General features: G+C 68.2%; 15 protein-coding genes and 2 pseudogenes. 9 read left to right on the forward strand and 8 right to left on the reverse strand.

What is annotated here, in order from left to right:
- Positions 1-35: 35 nt before the first annotated feature.
- The 6 genes from KUM38_RS02075 to KUM38_RS02100 form a co-directional block, all read right to left on the reverse strand.
- Positions 36-743 (reverse strand): AAA family ATPase, encoded by a 708-nt coding sequence (locus tag KUM38_RS02075; protein WP_217127522.1) that lies wholly within the window; start codon positions 741-743, stop codon positions 36-38.
- Positions 744-937: 194 nt separating this feature from the next.
- Positions 938-1,600, reverse strand: coding sequence for a cellulase N-terminal Ig-like domain-containing protein (locus KUM38_RS02080; RefSeq protein WP_217127523.1), 663 nt, complete (start codon positions 1,598-1,600; stop codon positions 938-940).
- 275 nt (positions 1,601-1,875) lie between these two features.
- Positions 1,876-2,046: a hypothetical protein gene (locus KUM38_RS02085; protein WP_217127524.1), complete on the reverse strand. Its 171-nt coding sequence runs from the start codon at positions 2,044-2,046 to the stop codon at positions 1,876-1,878.
- Positions 2,043-3,044, reverse strand: a complete 1,002-nt coding sequence (locus tag KUM38_RS02090) for a bifunctional DNA primase/polymerase (protein ID WP_308408881.1) — start codon at positions 3,042-3,044, stop codon at positions 2,043-2,045. Before KUM38_RS02090 ends, KUM38_RS02085 begins: the two co-directional genes overlap by 4 nt.
- A 1,452-nt stretch (positions 3,045-4,496) precedes the next feature.
- Complete coding sequence (locus KUM38_RS02095; protein ID WP_217127526.1) at positions 4,497-6,350, reverse strand: DUF4157 domain-containing protein; 1,854 nt, start codon at positions 6,348-6,350, stop codon at positions 4,497-4,499.
- Positions 6,351-6,517: 167 nt separating this feature from the next.
- Positions 6,518-8,035: an alpha/beta hydrolase gene (locus tag KUM38_RS02100; RefSeq protein ID WP_217127527.1), complete on the reverse strand. Its 1,518-nt coding sequence runs from the start codon at positions 8,033-8,035 to the stop codon at positions 6,518-6,520.
- Positions 8,036-9,441: 1,406 nt separating this feature from the next.
- Between KUM38_RS02100 and KUM38_RS02105 the strand changes: the two genes are divergently transcribed.
- From KUM38_RS02105 to KUM38_RS02120, 4 genes and pseudogenes are all read left to right on the forward strand, one after another.
- A complete protein-coding gene (locus tag KUM38_RS02105; protein ID WP_308408882.1) occupies positions 9,442-9,813 on the forward strand; it encodes a phage holin family protein in 372 nt (123 codons plus the stop codon).
- Complete coding sequence (locus KUM38_RS02110; RefSeq protein WP_217127529.1) at positions 9,810-10,280, forward strand: DUF3618 domain-containing protein; 471 nt, start codon at positions 9,810-9,812, stop codon at positions 10,278-10,280. Before KUM38_RS02105 ends, KUM38_RS02110 begins: the two co-directional genes overlap by 4 nt.
- 1,190 nt (positions 10,281-11,470) lie before the next feature.
- The gene (locus KUM38_RS02115; RefSeq protein ID WP_217127530.1) at positions 11,471-12,004 is read left to right on the forward strand and encodes a GNAT family N-acetyltransferase; all 534 of its coding nucleotides are present in this window, start codon (positions 11,471-11,473) and stop codon (positions 12,002-12,004) included.
- 503 nt (positions 12,005-12,507) lie between these two features.
- Positions 12,508-12,855, forward strand: a pseudogene (locus KUM38_RS02120) (SUMF1/EgtB/PvdO family nonheme iron enzyme); the annotation flags it as partial.
- Between the two features lie 387 nt (positions 12,856-13,242).
- Here the strand turns inward: KUM38_RS02120 and KUM38_RS02125 are convergent.
- Positions 13,243-13,389 carry a hypothetical protein gene (locus KUM38_RS02125; RefSeq protein WP_217127531.1) on the reverse strand — a complete coding sequence of 49 codons (147 nt, stop codon included), beginning with the start codon at positions 13,387-13,389 and terminating at the stop codon, positions 13,243-13,245.
- Between the two features lie 590 nt (positions 13,390-13,979).
- Between KUM38_RS02125 and KUM38_RS02130 the strand changes: the two genes are divergently transcribed.
- A complete protein-coding gene (locus KUM38_RS02130; RefSeq protein WP_217127532.1) occupies positions 13,980-15,245 on the forward strand; it encodes a ParA family protein in 1,266 nt (421 codons plus the stop codon).
- The gene (locus KUM38_RS02135; RefSeq protein WP_217127533.1) at positions 15,242-16,390 is read left to right on the forward strand and encodes a ParB/RepB/Spo0J family partition protein; all 1,149 of its coding nucleotides are present in this window, start codon (positions 15,242-15,244) and stop codon (positions 16,388-16,390) included. The genes KUM38_RS02130 and KUM38_RS02135 overlap by 4 nt, the downstream gene beginning before the upstream one ends.
- Positions 16,391-16,867: 477 nt before the next feature.
- Here KUM38_RS02135 and KUM38_RS02140 read toward each other — a convergent pair whose 3' ends face one another.
- Complete coding sequence (locus tag KUM38_RS02140) at positions 16,868-17,677, reverse strand: SDR family oxidoreductase (protein ID WP_217127534.1); 810 nt, start codon at positions 17,675-17,677, stop codon at positions 16,868-16,870.
- A 101-nt stretch (positions 17,678-17,778) separates the two neighbouring features.
- Here KUM38_RS02140 and KUM38_RS02145 point away from each other — a divergent pair, with 101 nt between their 5' ends.
- The 3 genes and pseudogenes from KUM38_RS02145 (at position 17,779) to KUM38_RS02155 (ending at position 19,899) form a co-directional block, all read left to right on the forward strand.
- Entirely contained in the window at positions 17,779-18,654 is an 876-nt protein-coding gene (locus KUM38_RS02145) for a helix-turn-helix transcriptional regulator (RefSeq protein ID WP_217127535.1), read from the forward strand.
- Between the two features lie 93 nt (positions 18,655-18,747).
- Positions 18,748-19,064 (forward strand): annotated as a pseudogene (locus tag KUM38_RS43515) (MFS transporter); the annotation flags it as partial.
- 376 nt (positions 19,065-19,440) lie between these two features.
- Entirely contained in the window at positions 19,441-19,899 is a 459-nt protein-coding gene (locus KUM38_RS02155) for a hypothetical protein (protein ID WP_308408883.1), read from the forward strand.
- Positions 19,900-19,923 lie beyond the last annotated feature (24 nt).

Genomic DNA, 19,923 nt, shown 5'->3' on the forward strand with positions numbered 1-19,923 from the left:
CTGTACCTCTGCCCGGACACACACGGTGTGAGCGTTCAGTCGAGGATGTGACGCAGGTAGGACCGCGGGTCGGCGAGGTAGCGGCGCCAGTGGTCGACCAGCTCGAGTTCGTCCCAACTCACCCGGCGCATACCGTGCTCGCCGACTTCGACGATGTCCGCACCGGGCAGCGCGGTAAGCAGCGGAGAGTGGGTGGCACAGATCACCTGACCGCCGTTCTCCGTCAACTGGTGGATATGGCCGATCAGTTCGAGGCACGAGGCGAAGGACAGCGCCGCTTCCGGCTCGTCCAGCACATACAGTCCCGGCCGGAGGAACTTGCCGCGGAAGGCGGCGAGGAATCCTTCACCGTGGCTGAGCGAGTCCGGCCCGAACCCTTCCCGGTCCAGCGCGTCCAGGGCCGTTTCGGCCCGCAGGAAGAACCCTGTGCGGGCGTGCCAGTTGCCCAGCATGCGCCGTCCACCCGGTGCCCCGTCGAAACGGATCCGCTCCCCCAGCACCGACTTGGCGCGATGACTGGCATAACGCCAGTCGTGCGAGCCGCCCCAGGAATCCAGCCCGAAGCCCTCCGCCAAGGCCTCCACCAGGGTGGACTTGCCCGAGCCGTTCTCACCGACGACGAACGTCACCGGCGCGGTGAAGCGCAGCCCCTCCTCCACCAGCGCGCGTACACAGGCCACGTTCCACGGCCAGGCGTCCTCCTCGCCCGGAGCCGGGTGCAGATAGGCACGTTCGATGATCACACGGGAAGTTTCCCACGGAGCGCCTTCCGCACCGGCATGCGGGAACCCGGCACCACTCCGCCCTCGTGACACGGTCCAGCCATTCCAGGCCGTGGTCCGTCTCGGCCGCGAGGCCGGGGATGCGCGGAGCCGTCCGCTCGGCCAGCAGCATCGTCGCCACCGTGTACGACGTGGTCTGGGTGAACTTCAGGAAGTCACCGGCGTCGAAACCAGCCTCCGGAGACGTCCACGAGCTCTGCGTCGGCGACCAGCCCGGCGTCCAGCAGCGTTTCTCCGTCAGGGCTGTAGCGCGGGGTGCGGTAGACGGTGGCGTTCCGGTCATTGAGGTGGGACGGCCGACGGTGCAGCACCGAGGAGATGGCGTTCTCACCGTCGCGCTGGGCCTGGAAGAAGCGGACGTGACCGGCGGTCAGCGGGACGAGCAGCTTCTGCCGGGAAGCGATGGAGAACGGCGGTGAGGTGGCGGTCACGGGGCCGGTGACGTGCACCCGATAAGTGCCCTCTCGGCGCAGACTCCCGAGGTCGATGACGCGGACGTCCGGGTAGCCGCTGTTCCAGTTTCCCGTGCTCGCTCCCACCCAGCCGGTCAGCACGGTCCGGCCCTGCTCGTCACGGACCTCGTAACGGGCCGCGCCCAGGGAACGCGACGGTGCCATGAGATACGCGTACTTGGGCTCGTCGGGGACGTAACCGACCTGATCGACCCGTATCTCGCCGCGGGGCGACTCGGTGGCCGCACCGCTGCGCTGCGTACCGAGCTGCATGAGAGTGGCGACGACCAGCACGACGGCCAGGGCGGCAAGGACGACGGTGGGGAAGACCCGGGAGGCGGTGCGATATCGGTGTGCTGACGGCATGGCGCTCGGGATCTCCTTGAACATGGGCGACTCGCTGTGAGGCAGCTCCGCTACTCCCGGGGACGAGCGGTACGGAAACCGGGTTCAGAAGCAGGCCGGCCATCGGGGTCTCCCGCCGGACGGCGGCGGCTCCGGTGCCCGGGTTCCGTCCCGCCCCGCAGGCTCCGTCCCCTGGCAGTGGCGCGCGGCATCCACACCCCTACAGGTGGTTCTCCGCGTGCCGCCGCACGACGCGGACCGTCATGGTGTCGGACGTCCGCAGCCGGCCGGTCGGTTCACCGGAAGTGAACGGCGGCCTTCGACACCTCGTGGCCGGTCCTCGCGGGACGGCCGACGGCGCCTTCCGGTACGGGGCTGATGACGGTGGCCCGTCCGGGGATCGGGGTGACGACAGCTGTGGCGGCAGCTTCGAAGCCGAAGACGTTCTCGCTTCCGCAGGACGTCATGGGCGCTTCCCAGTGGCGTAGAGGGGCTTCTTCAGACCTGCGGCGAGGCCGCTGCCGATGATCTGCTGAATGCGCGTCTCCTGGCCGGGACGGGCCTTGACCGCAGCCTCCTTGAGAGCCTGCTCGGCCTCCTCACGGGAGATCCGCCCGGCCGCGACGAGACCGCCGAGGGTGTAGGCGGCGCGGTTGAGAGTGTCGGAAAAGCCCGCTCCCTCAGCTACTTGACCGCAGGCCTCGACCGGAGCCAGGACCGTGGCGAGGGTGTGTGCGCCCTGAGCACGGCCTCCACCTGCGGCCAGCACCGCCTGCCGGGCTCGCGGGGGAACCGGTCGGTGGGCGGGGAGACCGGATGCGCGTAGGTGCCCGGTGCGGTCGAGTTCCTGTGCCAGCCACAGGGGCAGGGCTGCGGGCTCACGGGCTTCACCGACGGGAGTGTAGGTGCCGTGGTCGGTTCTGGTTCCCGGGGCGATGATGTAGCTGCCATGGGCCCGGATATCGACCTGCCAGGCCAGGGCGCGGCCCCGGCCGGAACCCACTGAGGACAGCCACTGACGGTCGCCGGCGGCGCGGTACCAGACATGGAGCCCCCCGGAAGGGGTGCGCACACGCAGGGTGGTGGTGTCCTCGGCGGGGCTCTGTCGGCCTCGGAGGGCGGCAAGGACACCGAGAGTGTGGAAGCCGTTGGCGAGGCCGGTGAGATCGACCTGGTCACCGATGGTGATGCCTGGCAGGATCCGGTCCCGCGCGGGGAGTTCGGCGGGGTGTGCGTCGATGTCGATGACGACCAGGCCGGCCGGGCCGCAGGAGACTCCGATGCCGAATCCGGGATGTTGCCCCCACCACCGCCGGATGCGTTCCTCGCTCAGGGTGGCGGCGTAGAAGCCATGGCACCAACGGTCCGTACGCAGGCAGGGGCAGTCAGCCGGTGCGTGGTCGCTGTTGCGGCACCGTGTGCAGTTGGCGGCCGGTGTCTTGCGGCCGGGAGCAAGCGGGTGCACGGGCCAGCCCCGGCGGGCGCACCACTGCGCCGTGGCAAGGGACGCAGCGACCGGAGCTCCGGAGGCGTCGGTTTCCTGTGAGCCGCTGCCGGAAAACTGTGGCTCGGCAGGCATCGCACCCCCTACCAGCGATCGAAGCGACTCAACGACGGACACAGCCTAGCGAAACGGGGCCTGTGTCGTCGTGGAGTACATGCGGAACATCGCTGGGGCCATGCCAACGGAATCAGCGATTCCAGTGACCAGCGACCGAACGACAGAGGCAGCGACTGAAAGCCCTTCAGTCGCTGTTCTTCCGTCGCTGACAAAAGACCAGGTCAGAGCGGGTAACGAAGATCAAAAAGCGACTGAAGCGACTGAAGCCTTCTATATATCACGCACACGCACACCCTCTATGTCACTCATATATAGGGACCTAGAGTCGCTTCAGTCGCTGTCCTTGGTGGAGCAACGCGCTGACCTGCGGATTTACCTTCGCCTACGGGAGCGACTGAAGCGGTCTCGGTCGCTGGTCGTTCAGTCGCTGTCCCCTGCCAGGCCCAGAGACCCAAGCGACTGAAGCGACCAAAGCGACCGAGCCTGAGGTCGGCCGCGGCCGCACCCCGCCGACGGACCAGCCCGTCGCAGGCCTTTTTTTCAGGCTGTCGTCGGACATCGCCGATCATGGCGATCCCCTCTTCTGCCGCGAGGATTCCGGTCGGCCATCGAACCGGAGCCCGCTCCGTGACGTTCCCCCGATGAATGTGGAAGGAAGCCCTGCCGTGACTTCAGCCGCATAACCCACCACGCCCATGAACCGTCCACGGGCCGGAACGTCCCCTCAGGTGGAGGTCCACCTCGAAGATCTCGATCTCATGGGTGTCCTGCACAACGCCGCTACCCGTCGCTGGCGGAACACGCCTTCACCGCGTTCTGGCGAAGCCACGGCTGGCACCCCGACCCGGCCCGGTCACCGTACGGTTCTGGTGCGACCGCATCGGCCGCACCAGCCACACGTACGCGTACCGGATCCTCTCCAGGGACAATGCGACGCTCTACGCCGAGGGGACCTGCGTCCAAGTCAACCTCGACTTCCGGACCCTGACCCCCAGAGAGCTCAGCACGGAGGGACGGGCGATCGCCGAGCCGCATCCGGGCAAAGCCCCTGAAGCGACCGTGAACACGCAGTGAGCGACATTGCCGGGGTCATGGCGGCCCCGGCAGGTCCCTGATCTGGAAGAGGGCCGCCTGCTCACCGTTTTCGACCGGTCTCGGCAGGGGTCGACGAGCGTGGACTTGCAGCGGGGTGTGCGGCACTCCCCTCACTCGCGAACGGGCGACACCCGATCATTCGGAACGGGACGTGACGTCCACTCGACACACCAGGTCAGCCTTCACCCGTACACCGACCACCGGCCCCTCCAGCGTCAGGGCAACAGTGGCGTCCGCGAAGCCGGTGGTCCCGGGGCGGGATCAGGCCTCCGCCTCCTGGACCTTCCTGAACATCTCGAAGAGAGTGACCGCGAGAGGCAGCCATTCCTCCGGGGGGACCTGGCCGGGTAGCCGGCGGAGTTCGACCTGCACCAGCCCGGCTGCACCGGCCGTGTGTCCGGGATCGAGGCGGTCGTGCTGGCCCATGGCAGGGGAACTGGCCTTCATGCCCGCCGTCACGGTGCTTCCACCGCCCGCGGACATCAGGTCCGGGCCACCGGAGACGATGCTGTCCAGCCACTTCCCGCGCTGCGGGCCGAAGGACTTCTCGGTGTCGCCCGCGCCGTGGTCGGCGAAGCCGTGCTTGTAGACGGGCTCGCCCGCCGCGAGAGAGGCCACTTCGAGAACACGGGTGGGAACGAAATGGGACTTCGCCTCGTCGGGCAGTGCCGCGTACATCGCGGAGAAGCTCATCCGGCTCATCAGCGGCAGGAAGTACTTCGCCTGGTCCTGCAGTCTGGACTGCTGCGCCCCGGCCAGCAGATAGGTGTACACCATGGCCAGCAGTCCCCGGAGTTCCCGCGTCCCGGCCGGGTCCAGGCCTGCGCAGTACGTGTCGGTGAAACGCTGGGCGTCCGCCAGAATCGCCGCGTCCCGCTCCCGGTTGGCGCCACCGAGCGCGGTCGTGTCGGTCCGCTCCTCCGGCTCCTCACCGAGGATATGCACGTCTTCGGGGTTCGACGGGGAGGTGAGCGGCAGTTGCTGTTCGACCAGTGCCTGGAACAGGGTGAGCATCTTCTCCAGGCTGACGCCCCCGGTCGCCTGCGGTTTCGCCAACGCCGGGTGCAGACGGTCCGAGCCCGGCACGTACACGTCGTTCCCCCGGTGCTGGTGGACCGTGCCGTCTTCCGAGAGCACCTCGCCGAGTTCGGTGTTCCCGTCCATGAGGCTCGCCAGCTTCACCGAGGTGTGGAGCGTGCTGAACGCGTCGGCCATCTCGCCGACCGCCTTGGCCATCCGCTCCATCTCCGGAGCCTTGCCCTCCTCCTCGAAGGGGACCGTCACGAATTCCAGCGCACTGGCGTCAGGAGTGATGTACCAGTCCCCGGAAGCGGCCTCGAAGATCTTCTCGTTCTTGGAGATCACCGGCTGGTCGTCGGCCCGCACCAGCATGTTGGTCTCGAATTCGAACCCGACCTTCCGCTGGATCGCCACGGCCCCGTCGGCGGGGGCGCCGCTCCGCGTCCCGGCCGGGGACGGCTCCGCCTCCCGCTGGACCGGGGCCGGATCGGCCATCGCCTTCGCCGAGACCGCCTCCGCCTCCCGCTCGGCGGAATCGTTCGGGTGGGAGATCTTCAGACCGTTCCCCGTCTCGGTGCCGGGCACCTGACCCTCCCGCTGCTGGCGGACGTGGTGCAACTCGTGCGCCAGGGTCTGAGGCTTTGAGACGTCTCCGACGACGTGCTCCCCGGAGGTGAACGCGATCGCGCCGATGGACCGGGACACTTCGATGTCACGTGGGGAGTCGTGGACGGACACCGACCGGAAGGTGCCCTTGGGAACACCCAGCCGGCCCTCCATCTCCGATCTGACCGGCTCCGACAGCGAGCGCCCCCGGGACCGCAGCACGTCGTGGACGGCGGTAGAACGCTGGACCGGCTCGGCGGGCTCTTCGTGGCCGCAGCCCGCGTCGTGCCGGTGCGTCTCCCGCTGGAGCATGCAGGTCACCGCCGCGTTGCCGATGCTCCGCTGGAGAGACTGGAGAGAGGGGACCGAGCTCGGCGCGGGGCCGACCCGGCCGACCACCACCGGGTCCGCGGCGGTCGACACGGCGGGGGACGCAGGGCGGCGCAGCTTGCCCACGTCAGGTGTTCTGCCGGGGTCCTGCGCGCGCATGATGCGGTCCTTCCGGAGGGGCGGAGAAGGGTTTACCTCGGGCGAGGGCTCTCCTCGGTTGAGGCTTCCCCTCATGCATAGGAGGTCGGCCGCGCATACGGAAGAGGAACAAGGACAGAACCCAGGGCACACCTGGAGGACCGAACGGGCAGTGCGAGGAGCCCGTCCTACCTCCTCTCCCCCGGCGTCACGAGCCCCGACTCGAACGGCACGGCGGGGCAGCTGGTGCCCCGTGGTGGGACTGCCAGGTCGGTGAGATAGCTGTCCACGGCTTCCTCCATACACGGACCGCTGGTGACGCTGCCGTGGCCGTGGCCCTCGTAGGTGAGGAGCACGCCGCTGCGGCCGAGCTGCCGGGCCACAGAGACCGCCCACGGGTAGCCGGTGGCGGGGTCGTGCAGCGCGTTGGAGACCAGGATCGGCGGGGCACCGTGTGCGTCCAGGCGGTGCTGCGGGTTGGCGGTCGGCGCGCCCAGACACGCCGCTGCCATGTGTACCGGCAGCAGGTAAGGCAGGTCAGGCGCGGTCTTGTTCACCATGGCGACGAGCGAGGCGTACTCTCGGTAGTCGCGCACTGGCAGGTGCCAGTCCGAGCAGAAGACCGGGGTGGCCGAAGGAAGCGGCGCTGTCGACGTCGGCGACGCGGGCAGCGGCTTGCCGGCGTCCATCCCCGCGATCGCCGTGGCCAGGCCCGCGTAGTCGACCTGGTAGAACTTCCGGAACGCGATCTTGTTGACCAGGTCCGAGGACGACAGCGAGGTGCCCGGCTTCGCCGGGTCCTCCAGCTCGCCCCGCCCGGCCCGGGCCAACAGGCCCTGCCAGACGGCGCGGACGTCGCGGCCGTGCAGCGCGCAGTTCGCGGCACCGTCGCACCACTTCACGAACTCCTGGAATGAATCCTGTGCCGTGGCCGCCTCGGACCGCAGGAAGTCACGGGTGGTCGGGACGCTGTGGTCCATGACGCTCTCCAGCACCATCGCGCGCACGCGGCGCGGGTAGGTCTCGGCATACTGTGCCCCGAGCAGCGTGCCGTACGAGCTGCCGTGGAAGGTCAGCTTCCGCTCGCCGAGGGTGGCCCGGAGGGCGTCCAGGTCCCGGACCGTCTGGGCGGTGTCGAGGTGGTCGAACACGGGGCCGGTACGGGCCCGGCAGTCGGCCCGGAGCCGCTTGTTGTACGCCATGGTGGCGTCGAAGTCCGACTGGCTCTTCAGCTCCGGTGACGGCCGCTCGGCAAGCAGGTCGCTGGAGCAGGTCACCGGGTTGCTGTTGCCCACGCCGCGCGGGTCGAAGCTGACGATGTCGAACCTGCGGCGGACCTCAGGGCTGAACCGGCTGATACGGCGCACCACCATCTCCACACCCGAGTCGCCCGGCCCGCCGGGGCCGAACACCATCGAGCCGACGCGTGCGCCGGGGTCGGTGGCCTTGCGGCGGGCCACGGCCAGGTCGAGTCTCGGCCCGGTCGGGTGGGCCCAGTCGACCGGCACCGAAAGGGTGGCGCACTCGGCTGCCGGCTTTGCCGGGTCGTCACACGGTGCCCACCGCAGGGCCCCTGTGGCAGACGGCGACGCGTGGACCGCGGGAGCGGCGACGAGGCTGGTGATGACGGCCATGGCGGCTCCCAACACCATGGCCGTGCCCCGCGCGGCGATGCGCCGCAGTGCGGATCTGCCCTTTAACGGCATGGATCCTCCTCATGGAGAGAGTGGTTGTGCCAAGCGTGCGGACCCGGCCGGGGCACCATCGTCACGTTAGGTGCACTGTCGTTTGTGTGGCGCCCTCATCAGGGGCTTTTCCGGGTCGGGTCGGGGGCCGATCAGGGGCGACCGGGCGCAGAGCGAAAAATGGTCGGGGTCGAGTCAGGGGAAGGGCTCCGTCGCACTCCCGGTCGGCCCGTCAGCCACGACGCCGACCTCTGCTCGTCGAGCATCAGGAACGTCGCCGTGTGCCGCGAGTAGTGAGACGGTCTGCTCGCCGACGACCGCACCGCCCTGCGTGACGGCGAGCAGTTCCCCGGCGCGAGCGCCGGTGGCGACCCAGAACGCCGGCAGGGCCCGGTCGCGGTGAGAACGGAGCCCGGCGAAGACCTCGGTGTACTTCTCGTCGGGAATCCGCCGCGGGATCGATGGTGGACCGGATCCCCGATGCCGAGCGCGACCGGCTGACGCGCCTCCTCATCGGTGTACTGGAGGAGCACGGCCAGCGCACGCACGAGTCCCACCACGCCTGTCAACCCACCCGCTTCCCCACCCCCCCCGGCTGCAGACCTCGACCCGCCACGGCATCTACGGCGCCGACCTCATCTTGGCGATCCTGCCTTTGAAAGGCCGTGTCACAACGAGTGAGTTGTTCCCGCGTCTCCTGAAGAATGCCTGCTCAGCGCCCCCCTGCCCATGCATGCCAGCCAGGCCATCACTTTGGCCCAAGCGCAACTCGTGGCGGCTGGAAGAGAGCACCGTTACCTGAGGCCGATGATTACGCCGTAATCACACGCGCCACAGAAGTCATGCCATCGCCGGGAGGGAGTGCGCGTGAGACCAGCAGCGATGGAGGTAGCCAAGATCCGTACCGTGGCGATCAGCCCTGCCCTCACCCACTGCTGCCGGCTGTGCGGGTTGAAGGCCTGTTCCTGTCCAAAAATCACTACGGACAACAGCGGGTCCAGAACAAGAGGAAGACGTCGAAGGGTCGCTGACCAAGCAGGCGGCCTCGCGTATCTCTCCCCGCGTCGGCAAGGTGCTCGCAGCGGTGGAGGAGGCCACCGAGAGCACGAAGCTGTGGTGCGGCGCTGCCGCCGCGATGGCGTGGTTTCCTCACGGCAAGGCCGACGACCGCCCCGACTCCTCCTCCCCCTTCCCTCCGGGCACACCGCCACCGTGGCACCCGTCGGCACAGTGTGTGCAATACCGGCGGCATCACCCGCCCTGAACTCGTCTGTTCGGGGTACTTGTGCCGTCATCGGACAGGGCCGGGCGCATGACTGGACCCGGCCTGCAGGAACTCAGAAAGAGGGGAGGTGATCGCCGTGTCGAGTACGCAGCCGCATCATGCCGGATCCGTCCCGGGCGCCGACCGCTCCGGCCAGGAGCCGGTGAGCGAGCTGGTACAGCGGGCCTCGCAGCAGCTGACCGAGCTGGTGCGCGGCGAACTGCGCCTGGCTCAGGCGGAGATGAGGCAAAAGGGCAAGCGCTACGGCAAGGGCGGTGGTCTGTTCGGCGGCGCCGGCGTCGTCGGTTTCCTCATGGCGCAGGCACTGGTCGCCAGCGTGATGGCCGCACTGGCGGTGGCGCTGCCGGTGTGGGCAGCTGGGCTGATCGTCACAGCGGTGCTGGGTGTGATCGCCGCAGTGATGGCCATGAGTGGAAAGAAGCAGGTCGACCGCGCCGCGCCGCTCACGCCCGAGCAGACGGTCGAGAACGTGAAGGCCGACGTGGCCGAGATCAAGGAGAGTGCGCACCGATGACCCAGCCGCCCCACGACGAGCCCACCGCCTCCAGTCCTCAGGAACTGCGGGATCAGGTCGAGCGGACCCGCACCGAGCTCGGGAAGACGGTCGAGGTGCTCGCGGCAAAGACCGACGTCAAGGCGCGCGCCCAGGAGAAGGCCACCGAGGTCAAGGAGAAGGCCACCGAGGTCAGGGAGCAGGCTGCGGCGAAGGTTGGAGAGCTGAGGGAGAAAGCTGTCGACCTGGTCCACCAGGCGCAGGAGAGGCTGCCCGATCCGGTCAAGGACAAGGCCGCCCAGGCTGCCGAGCAGGCTCGGACGAAGGCGACCCAGGCCGGTCAGATGTGGCAGGACAAGGCGCCCGAGCCGGTGCGGCAGAAGACCACCCAAGGGGCGCAACTGGCACGTGACAACCGCAAGACGCTGCTGACGGCAGCGGGTGTGGCGGTCGTGGTGTGGCTGGCCTGCAGGCGTCGGAAGGCGTGAGCCGGGCGTAGGCATCGAAAATCGTCGACAAGTCGGTCGGTCTGGCGCTCGGTGCCGTCAGCGGCACGGCCACGGGAGCGCTGTTCCAGCAGACGTGGAAGACGTTCAGCCACGATGAGGACGCCCGAACGTCACCGCCTGACCGGAACCTGGCCCGGCCGATGGGCATGAGGAGGCGGGAGGGCCGGTAGGACACGGATACCGGCCGGCCGTCCCGCCCTCCGACCCGTACCTCCTTCCTATAAAGGACCCTCATAGTCATGTCCGATCAGCACGCGGCTGCCGCACTGACCGCTGCAGCAGTGATCGCCGCAATCCTGGTCGCCCGGGCAGTCGTCCTCCACCAGGGCAGTCGAAGGTGTGCCGCTCGCGAAGCGCACGTGGTGCGCGGTCGCACCGCACCGGGCGCCGACAGAGCCACGTCATCTGCGGCCGTGTTCCCGGACGCCGCTTCCTGCGTCGTGCGAGAGGCTGAACAGCACGTTCACCACTGCTGGCAGCAGCTCCGAACACGGGTCGACCCGCCCGATTGACCCGCATGGGAGGGGCGAGATGGGAGGCGCGTATGCCTACTGCCGCATCGGTTCGCCAACCACCCCTTGCTGTGCAACCTCGAGGTCGAAGGCGATGCCTTCTGGCAACCGGGTACGGCAGTTTCTTCGTAACGTGGATGCCGGCACGCTGATCCCGCAGGTGAGGCCGGGGAACAGGCGAGGGCGGGAGCGACGGTCGTGACGGCGGACCAACTTCGTTGAGAAGGGATATCGGCGTGCGCTCCGGTCGGGGACATCACCTACCCACAGGTGTTCAAGGTCAAGGGCAGCCGGGGCGGCGATCATCACCAAGACCTGGTCCTGCTTGAAGCTGGTCCGCCCGTTCTTGGACGCGCCGACACCCTCGGGAGCGATTACGCCGTAATCACGCAAACATCGTGGGGTGGGATGGCGCTCGTTGAAAGCGGCTCTGACCGCGATTTCGTGAACAATCTTGGTGCTGCGGCAGGCTGCCACCGAATCGGTCCGGCCGCTCGACCACCCTGCCGAAGTGGCACGTCGTCTGGCCGGCCGTCGGCCGGTGTCTTCCCCGTCCCGATGTGCGATGCAAGGGCTTGACGCCTTGTGGTTCCGGAGCGGCAGCGCGGGCGAGCGCCGGATTACCGATGAGGCACGCGTTTTCGGCAGGATGGGCGCATGACCGAGATCCGCACACCCCGTCTTCTCCTCCGTAGCTGGCACGACGACGACCTCGCGCCGATGGCGGACATTAACGCGGACCCACGGGTCATGCGCTGGATCGACGACGGCTCGGTGCGCGACCTGGACCACACGGCCGAGGACATCGAGCGCTGGGAGGAGGAATGGGACGAAGAAGGCTTCGGGCTCTTCGCCGTCGAGCTGCTGGCCTCGGGTGAACTGATCGGTTTCACGGGGTTGTCCGTGCCCGAGTTCCTGCCGGAGGTGATGCCCGCCGTGGCGATCAGCTGGCGGCTCGGCTCACCGTTCTGGGGCCAGGGATACGCGTCCGAAGCCGCGCACGCCACATTGGAGTTCGCACTCCAGGACCGCGGCCTGGACCGCGTCATCAGCATCAGCCGGGTGGGGGACAACGCCTCCGAGAACGTCATCCGCAAGCTCGGCATGGTGCCCGAGCGGGAAACGGCACACCCGGTGTACGGCTATCCGCTGCGCGTTCACGCCATCGACCTCACCGAGTTCCAGGCGTGAACCAGCCGAGCCGTCGATCACCACAAAACAACCGACCACTGTCCCCACGTTCCTGAACGCATCGATCGCGGCGGTACGGACACTCATGGACGGATGGTGTCCTCCCCTCACCGACCTCCGCTTTCACGGAACTGCGGACAGAGCCTTGAAAGCGACCAACCCCCGCACGGGGATGACCCACCCGTGCTTGGTGAATCTCCTCACCCGAGGCACGCCTGACCTTCGGATGGATGACCCAAGAACCCCCCATAGCCGGCCAGGTCCAGAGGTGGACTGCTGTCCGGGGCGGCCGAGGCCAACGCGTGACTACAGCATCAGCTCACCGCCACCGCTATGAACTTTCATCGCCTCACTGCCTCACCGCCTGGTGGACCGGCACCCCATGGGTCTGCGCCCGCACATCTCATCTGGCAGCCCCGCGGACCGTCGAATAGAGCAGGTGCGCTGAGTACTCCCCTACGTTTCCATGAGGAGGCCGAGGACCCGAGCGTCGAACGCATGGTGACCGACGATGGGGAGACGAGTACCGCACCGGCCTGGCCAACCTGGTGGACCTCGGTATCGGCACCACGACGCCGGTCGGCTCGTTCCCCGAGGGAGCCGGCCCCTTCGGGGTGCTGGACATGGCGGGCAACGCCGACGAGTGGACCTCCACCCTCTACGCCCCCTACCCGGGCGCGCCCGCCGCGGTACCGGCCACCGAGGACTGGGCCTTCGACCGGCACATCACCCGAGGCGGCTCGTTCCTCCACGACCGGGACCTGGCCCGCTGCGCCCGCCGACACGGCGCCTACGAGCCGGATCTCGAAGCGATCGGCGTGGGCTTCCGCCTGGCGGCACCGGCCGCGTAAAACCGGACATCGTGCCGGCGTCGCATGACGGACGACATCTCCTCGAGGCCGCGCGTCCTCGGCTGTACCGGCCTGTGCGCGTTCCGGGGGACACCGCACGTGGTCCTGGCAGGGAAGAGGCTACGGAGGATGTTCAGCGCTCCTGCGATGTGCGGTGGGGCAGGCGGGTGATTACGTCGTAATCACCCGCGCTGGGGGAGTGGCGTCAGCGCCGGGAGAGGGTGCGACTGACGTGCTCCCTGGCCTGAAGTCCAGGGGGTCCGGCCTGGGTGGGCGGACCCTTTCGGAAGCTTCCTGCTTCACCGCCACCTGACTGCGGAAGTACACCGCGCAGTCCCTTCGCAAGCCCTTGGGTGACCTCAGAACACACCGACGCAACACCCTCAGTCAGAGGGTGACTCCCACAGTCACTTCGAGATGACCTCCGCGCTGAGATGCATAGCCGTCCATGACCAGCGCCCCGCCGAGCCGGGCACTCCACATCAGCAGCTCGCCCTGGATCGTGGCGTCGCGGCACATGAGATCGTGCTTCACGATGAGGCTGTCGGCATGGCAAGCGCGTCGGGCACACCGCAGACGGAGAGGTCCAGTTCTCCTGTCACTGTCGCTCCGCGTAACCATGGGGCAGGGGCGCGCCTGGGTGTTGGTCCGCACTCGTCGAGCAGCAGACGGGCTATCACTTCCGCGTGCACGACCGTGTCGGGGTCCGATGTGGGTCTGCGGGTGGAGGGATCATGATGATGGTCCTCTCGGTGGGGAAGGACGTCCAGACCCTCTGCTCGGCAACGGTGAGACGGCGGCCAGACATGGCAGCTCCCCTGAACGGCTGGATGGGATGATTCGTAGGGATCTCCTGGTGGCGGAGGTGCTCTTGCGGCGTGGTGCGGCAGCACTCGGGGTCGCGGCCGGGCAGCGTGCGGAACCCTGCTCGAGCTCTCCCCTCGGTTGTCGGCGCACACCTGCCGCTGCCGGTGATTACGCCGTAATCACCGGAGGGCTCGTGCCCGGTTGACGCGCTGGGTGATTACGCCGTAATCACCCAGGCGGTCACCGGCACACACCAACTTGGTCTAACTAACGTGTCGATGTGTCGATGGATCATGGACGTTAGTATGGTGTCTCGCATGAGTTCGCCAGCCACCTCCAGCGACCGCGAGAAGGTCGTCTCCAAACTGCCGGGATGGCTCCGGCAGAACCTCAAAGTCAGAGCCGCTCAGCGCGGCATCGAGATCCAGGCCGCCGTAGAAGAAGGCATCAGCGCCTGGTGCGATCTGGCCTCCGCCACCGCGACGATCGACACCGCCGGCGCCGACTCCTTCGCCACCTTCCTGCCTCCCGGTCAGTGGGAGGAGTTCCGGCAGATCGCCGTCGACCGACGGGTCTCACTCATCCAGGGCCTCGCCCAGTCCGTGCAGTTGTGGCTCGACACCCACCCTGCCCCGGATATCGAGCGGCCCTCCATCACCCGCCGGATCGTCGTCTGCAATCAGAAAGGCGGAGTCGGCAAGACCGCGATCACCGCAGGCCTGGGCGAGGCCCTGGCGGAAGACCCCAACACCCTGCACCCTGTCCGCGTCGCCAAGGCCCTCACCAAAGCACTGCGCGCCAGCGAGGTCCACACCGACGAAGCCGGGCCGGACGACAATCCACTCGACATCGAGAACCTCCCCGGCCCCGGTCTGCGTGTGCTCCTCGTCGACTTCGACCCGCAGTGCCACCTCACCAACCAGCTCGGCGCCGCACCGCTGCCCATGAACGGTGACAGCCTCACCAACCACATGGCAGGCGACCCGAAGGGCGACCTGGGCGACCTCATCGTCTCCATCGACGACGACACCTTCAACGGCCGACTCCACTTGCTGCCCGCCTGTAACGACGCGTTCCTGCTCGACGTGCGCCTCTCCGCCGTGCGTGCCCGGGAAGCGGCACTGGAGAGGGCCCTCGCCCCGCTCGAAGCTGATTACGACGTAATCATCGTCGACTGCCCGCCCAGCCTCGGTCTGAGCATGGACGCCGCCGCCTACTACGGCCGCCGTCGCGACGGAGAGACCCCCGGTCAGTCCGGCGCCCTGATCGTCGTTCAGGCAGAAGACAGCTCAGCGGACGCGTACGAACTGCTCACCACGCAGATCGACGACCTCCGCGGCGACCTTCAGGTCGACATCGACTACCTCGGCATCGTCGTCAACCTGTACGACTCCCGCCGCGGCTACATCGCCACCTCGTCCCTCCAGGGGTGGGTGGACATAAAGGATCCCCGGGTCGTCGGCCTCATCGGAGACCTCAAGGAACAGAAAGAAGCCGTCCGGGTGAAGGAACCCCTGTTGTCCTACGCGCCCAAATCACAGCAGGCAGTCGGCATGCGTGCGCTCGCCAGGGAGGTCTTGTGAGTAAGGCCGACCAGCTCGGTGCCGGCCGATTCGGTGGGGGAGTACGTCCCGTCAGCGCACGCCGCCAGGCTGTCGCCGCCGCGACCGGCGTGCCCACCGAAGGCGTCGCCCCACCGGCGGAACTCCCCGTCGAACGCATCAGCCCCAATCCGGACAACCCCCGCTCCGCCCTCGGAGACCTCACGGACCTTGCCGGCAGCCTGAAGACCCACGGCCAGAAACAGGCGATCACGGTCATGAACCGCGACGCCTACATCAAAGCCAACCCGGACCGTGAAGCCGACCTCGAACCGGACACCACCCACATCGTCATCGACGGCAGCAGCCGCCTCGCCGCCGCACGCGAAGCCGGCCTCACCACCGTCAAGGTGATGGTCAGCGACGACCAGGGCACCACCTCGGAGGAACTCCTCGAGTCCGCTCTCGTCGCCAACATCCACCGGCAGGACCTCGAAGAACTCGACGAAGCTCGCGCTCTCCAAAGGCTCCTGGCCATCCATGGAAGCCAAAGGGCCCTCGCCAAGCGCCTGCACCGCTCCCAGGGCTGGGTGTCCCAGCGTCTCGCCCTGCTCAACCTCACTCCCGAGCTGCAAGCACGCATCGGTGAGGACCCCATCGACCTGCTGCGGGCTGTCGGCAACAAACCAGCAGACCAGCAGGAAGCAGCTCTGCAAGAACTGAAGGCGGAAAGAGCACGAAAAGAAGAAAAGGCACGCATCCCCGCGAAGCACACGACGCAACCGACAACCAGCACGCCCGCACGCTCGGAGAACAGCCCTCCTGGTGATGACGACGTAATCACCGGCAACGCGGGCGACGGCGAACCGCACGGACAGGGAGCGGCCGAACCATCCCCGGCACCGGAGAAACCAGCCACTGCGGAGCAACGCGCGACCCCTGTGCCGGCGGTCACGGAGCATGAGTCGCCTGCTACTGAAGCGGGGAAGGACACGCCATCCGTTCCCGAGCAGGCCACCGCTCCTGCAGCGGCGGCCGGTGCAGGAGAGCAGCCGAAGCGGTTCCCCTACGACGACGGCGTCTATGCGGCGCAGCACCTGATCCACAAGATGCCGCCCGAGGAGTTCAACAAGATGCTGGACCTCCTCGTCAAGCACAGGGACAGCCACACTGTCCACACCGGCTGAACCATGTCACGGCCAATGGCCGACCTGACCGAGTAACCAGCGCAACATGGGGCCGGCCCCTTTGCTCGGGTTCCAGTGGTCGTCGCAACACCCCAGTTCAAGGGGTGCGATGGACTTCAGGACCCGAGGGGACCGGACTCCACAGGGGCGTAAGAAGTTGTCCCGGGAACGGGAGGCATACTCCCGGCTCGTGCAGCAGGGATACAGCAATGCCGAGGCATGCCGGGTCGGCGGCATCGTTGCGCGGACCGGCTGGAAGTGGCGCAACGGCCGCTCCGGGGAACGGAACCGGAAGCCGGTACCACCGATCGATCTGGTGGTGCCGGCTTCCGGCTCGTCGCGGTATCCGTCCGAGGACGAGCGGATCCACATCGCCGACCGGCCACGCGAGAACCTGATCAACACAACCTCGTGTCGCAACGACCGCTGGAAACCGCCCGCCCACCGGCTACCGCGGTGGGCGCCCGCACGCCGTTCTCAGCCGAGCTGGGTGGGAACGACCGTCAGCGCGGCGATGTTGATCCGGGCCGGTACCGCCACCGAGTACGTGATGGCGTCGGCCACGTCTTCCGCGGTGATGGTGGTGATGGCCGACCGCATCTCCGCCAGCCCGACCCGTGTGGCCTCGTGTGCCATGCCGGCGCCGAGTTCGGTGATGGCGAAGGCCGGGTCGACGGACCGCACCCGTACGCCGCGAGGCCCCAGAGAGGCGCGCAGGTTGCGGGTCAGCTGGGTGACCGCCGCCTTGGTCGCGCCGTAGACCGGGTAGTCGGCGAAAATCACTTCCGCCGCGATCGAGCCGAGGTTCACCAGGTCCGCGGCCCGTCCGGCTTCGGCCGCGTCGAGCAGGTCCGCGATGAAGGCCCGGCCGGTCGCCAGCAGACCTCGCAGGTTCACGTCGATCATCTGGTCCCACTCGGCCGTGTCCGCCTCGTCGAACGGTGCTCCGAGCATCACCCCCGCGTTGGCGACGACTAGGTCGGGCCGGCCCAGGGCGGCGCGGATCGTCGACGCGGCGGCGGTCAACGCGGCGGGGTCGGTTACATCGACCGCGAGCGGCAGGACCTCGGCGGAGTGTTCCTCCCGCAGGGTCGCGGCGAGGTCTTCCAGTAGCCCGGATCGCCGGCCGAGCAGAGCGACCGCCGCTCCGGCGGCGGCGAAGCGGTGTGCGGTCGCCGCGCCGATCCCGGCGCTGGCCCCGGTGATCACCGCGACCCGGCCGGCAAGCGGACCCGCGGGCACACCGGCAACGGGCAGGGAGAAGTCGTTCGAAGCGTTGTCTGTCATGAGGTCGATCGTGTTCGGTGGGCCGAGGGCCAACCAGGGCGGTCTTATCCAGGGTGCGCCACACCCAGGTAACCGATCGCGTGCGCGCCTATCGTTGCGGCATGGACAGCGGCAACCCACTGGGCGAGTTCCTCCGCGCCCGGCGAGAGATGACCAGCCCATCCCGGACGGGGCAGCCCTGGTCGGGCCGGCGCAGGACGCCGGGCCTGCGCCGGGAGGAGGTCGCCCAGGCGTCCGGGGTCAGCACCGACTACTACGCCCGGCTGGAACAGGGACGGGAGAAGCGCCCTTCCGCACAGGTGGTGCACGCCCTGGCCCGTGCCCTGGGACTGGATCCCGAGGAAACGGCGCACCTGCACCAGCTGGCACGAACGGCTCGAAGTTCCGTCCGACGAGGCGGCGGTGTGACCGTCGGGTCGAGGCTGCTGCGCTTGATGGACGGCTGGCATCACACACCCGCGCTGGTCCTCGACCGCCGACTGGATGTGCTCGCCGGCAACCGCCTCGGACGCGCCCTTTTCGCCAGGATGCTGGACCAGGGCGAGACCAACCTGGTCCGGTTCACCTTCCTGAACCCGGACGCCCGGGACTTCTACCCCGACTGGGAGCGGGTCGCCAGGTCCGGACTCGCGGCCCTGCGCGCGGGCAGCGGCGACCTGACGAACGATTCCCGGCTCACCGAACTGGTCGGTGAACTGTCCCTGAAAAGCGCGGAGTTCCGCACTCTGTGGGCCCGGCACGATGTCCGGGGCAAGGCTCATGAGGCCAAGTCCTTCAACCATCACCAGGTCGGCGAGCTGACCTTGACCTACGACTCGTTCACCGTCGACAGCGCGACGGACCAGCAGCTCGTCGTGTACCAGGCCGAACTCGGCAGCGCTTCCCAGCAGGCCCTCGCACTACTCGGCACGGTGGCCGCCGACCTGCCCGCTTCGCCGACCGTGTCACTCAGTGACGCTCCCCGATCCGGCCTGTAGTGCGTAGGCATCAGGTCATGTGAGTGGCTGGTGCGGGTACACCAGGGGAAGACGGCGGCGGGGGACGACGCCCGGCGGTGTCTGGAGCGGCCAATACGGCTGATGGCGGTGGTTGCGGCCGGTGGTCCGTTGGCCGGCCTGGCGCCGAACCTGCCGGTGTTGTCGCTCGGTCAGGTATTGCAGGGCGTCATGGTGGGCGCGTTGTCCCTCTCATTCATCCTGGTGCGCAAACCTCCCGGCAGGACAGACAGTCACAGGTCGCGATGGGGCTGGTTGTCGCGCTCTTCACGGGCGGCGGCATGGTGGGAACGCTGGTCGCCGGCCGCTCGCGGAAGGACTGTCCCGGCACTGGGGTGTTCGCGCTGCCGACGATCGCGATCATCGCGATGATGTTGGTCGTGGCTCGGCTGTGGAAGTTGGGCTCCCGGATCGAGCCGTACTCGGTGGCTGCCGTCGCCGCACGTCGCCCGGGGGCGAAGTCGTCGTAGAGTCGGACGTCTGGAGAGCTGAAGTCGTAGAACTCGCCGAAGGTGCGCTGGAAGCCGAACGGTCCGTCCCCCTCGTCGCGCTCCCATCCGAACACCCACCGGGTGTGCAGGTCCGTGATCACTTGTTCGTCGTTCATGACCCGACACCAAGGCTGCGAGCGAGGTGCAGGGAGGGTCCCTCGTACCCACCCGTCCGTGGACAGCAGCGAGATCCGGCAACACTTGGGGCTCTGGGTTGTCTGTGTGCCGCCGAGAAGTACTGGACCCGCACGGCCGACATGGGCGAAGGAGGAAGTAGGTGGCCCGGTACCGCCGTGCACCGCTCGTCGTCCGGAAACTCCGAGGCGGGGAACCGGTGGCGCGGCGCCACTCCCGCACCGACTGTGAGCGCGGCACACGGTCGGCGCACAGCCAACGGGTCCGCTCCCACCTGCACATGTCGGCGACCGCCGCCCGGGTGGCACAGGCGGTGAAGAACCTTGCCGTGGAGCTGGAGGACACCGGCTGCCGGGCGCGGTTCCCGATCCGGGAGTGGGACGGCAAGTTCCCCGCCCCGTTCGACGCCGTCCTGGCCGACGCGGGGAGCGAGGTCGTGCTGACGGGAGTCCGGATGCCGAGAACAAACTCGATCATGGAGAGGCGGGTGCAGACCTGTCGGCGCGAACTGCTGGGCCGCACCGTGATCTGGAATCAGCGACACCTGCTCCATGCCCTGCGTGAGTTCGGGAAGTTCTGCAACTCCCACCGGCCCGAGTAATGGTCAAGACCTGTGGATCGTTGA

The sequence above is a fragment of the Streptomyces sp. AC558_RSS880 genome, from assembly GCF_019049255.1.
Taxonomy (GTDB): domain Bacteria; phylum Actinomycetota; class Actinomycetes; order Streptomycetales; family Streptomycetaceae; genus Streptomyces.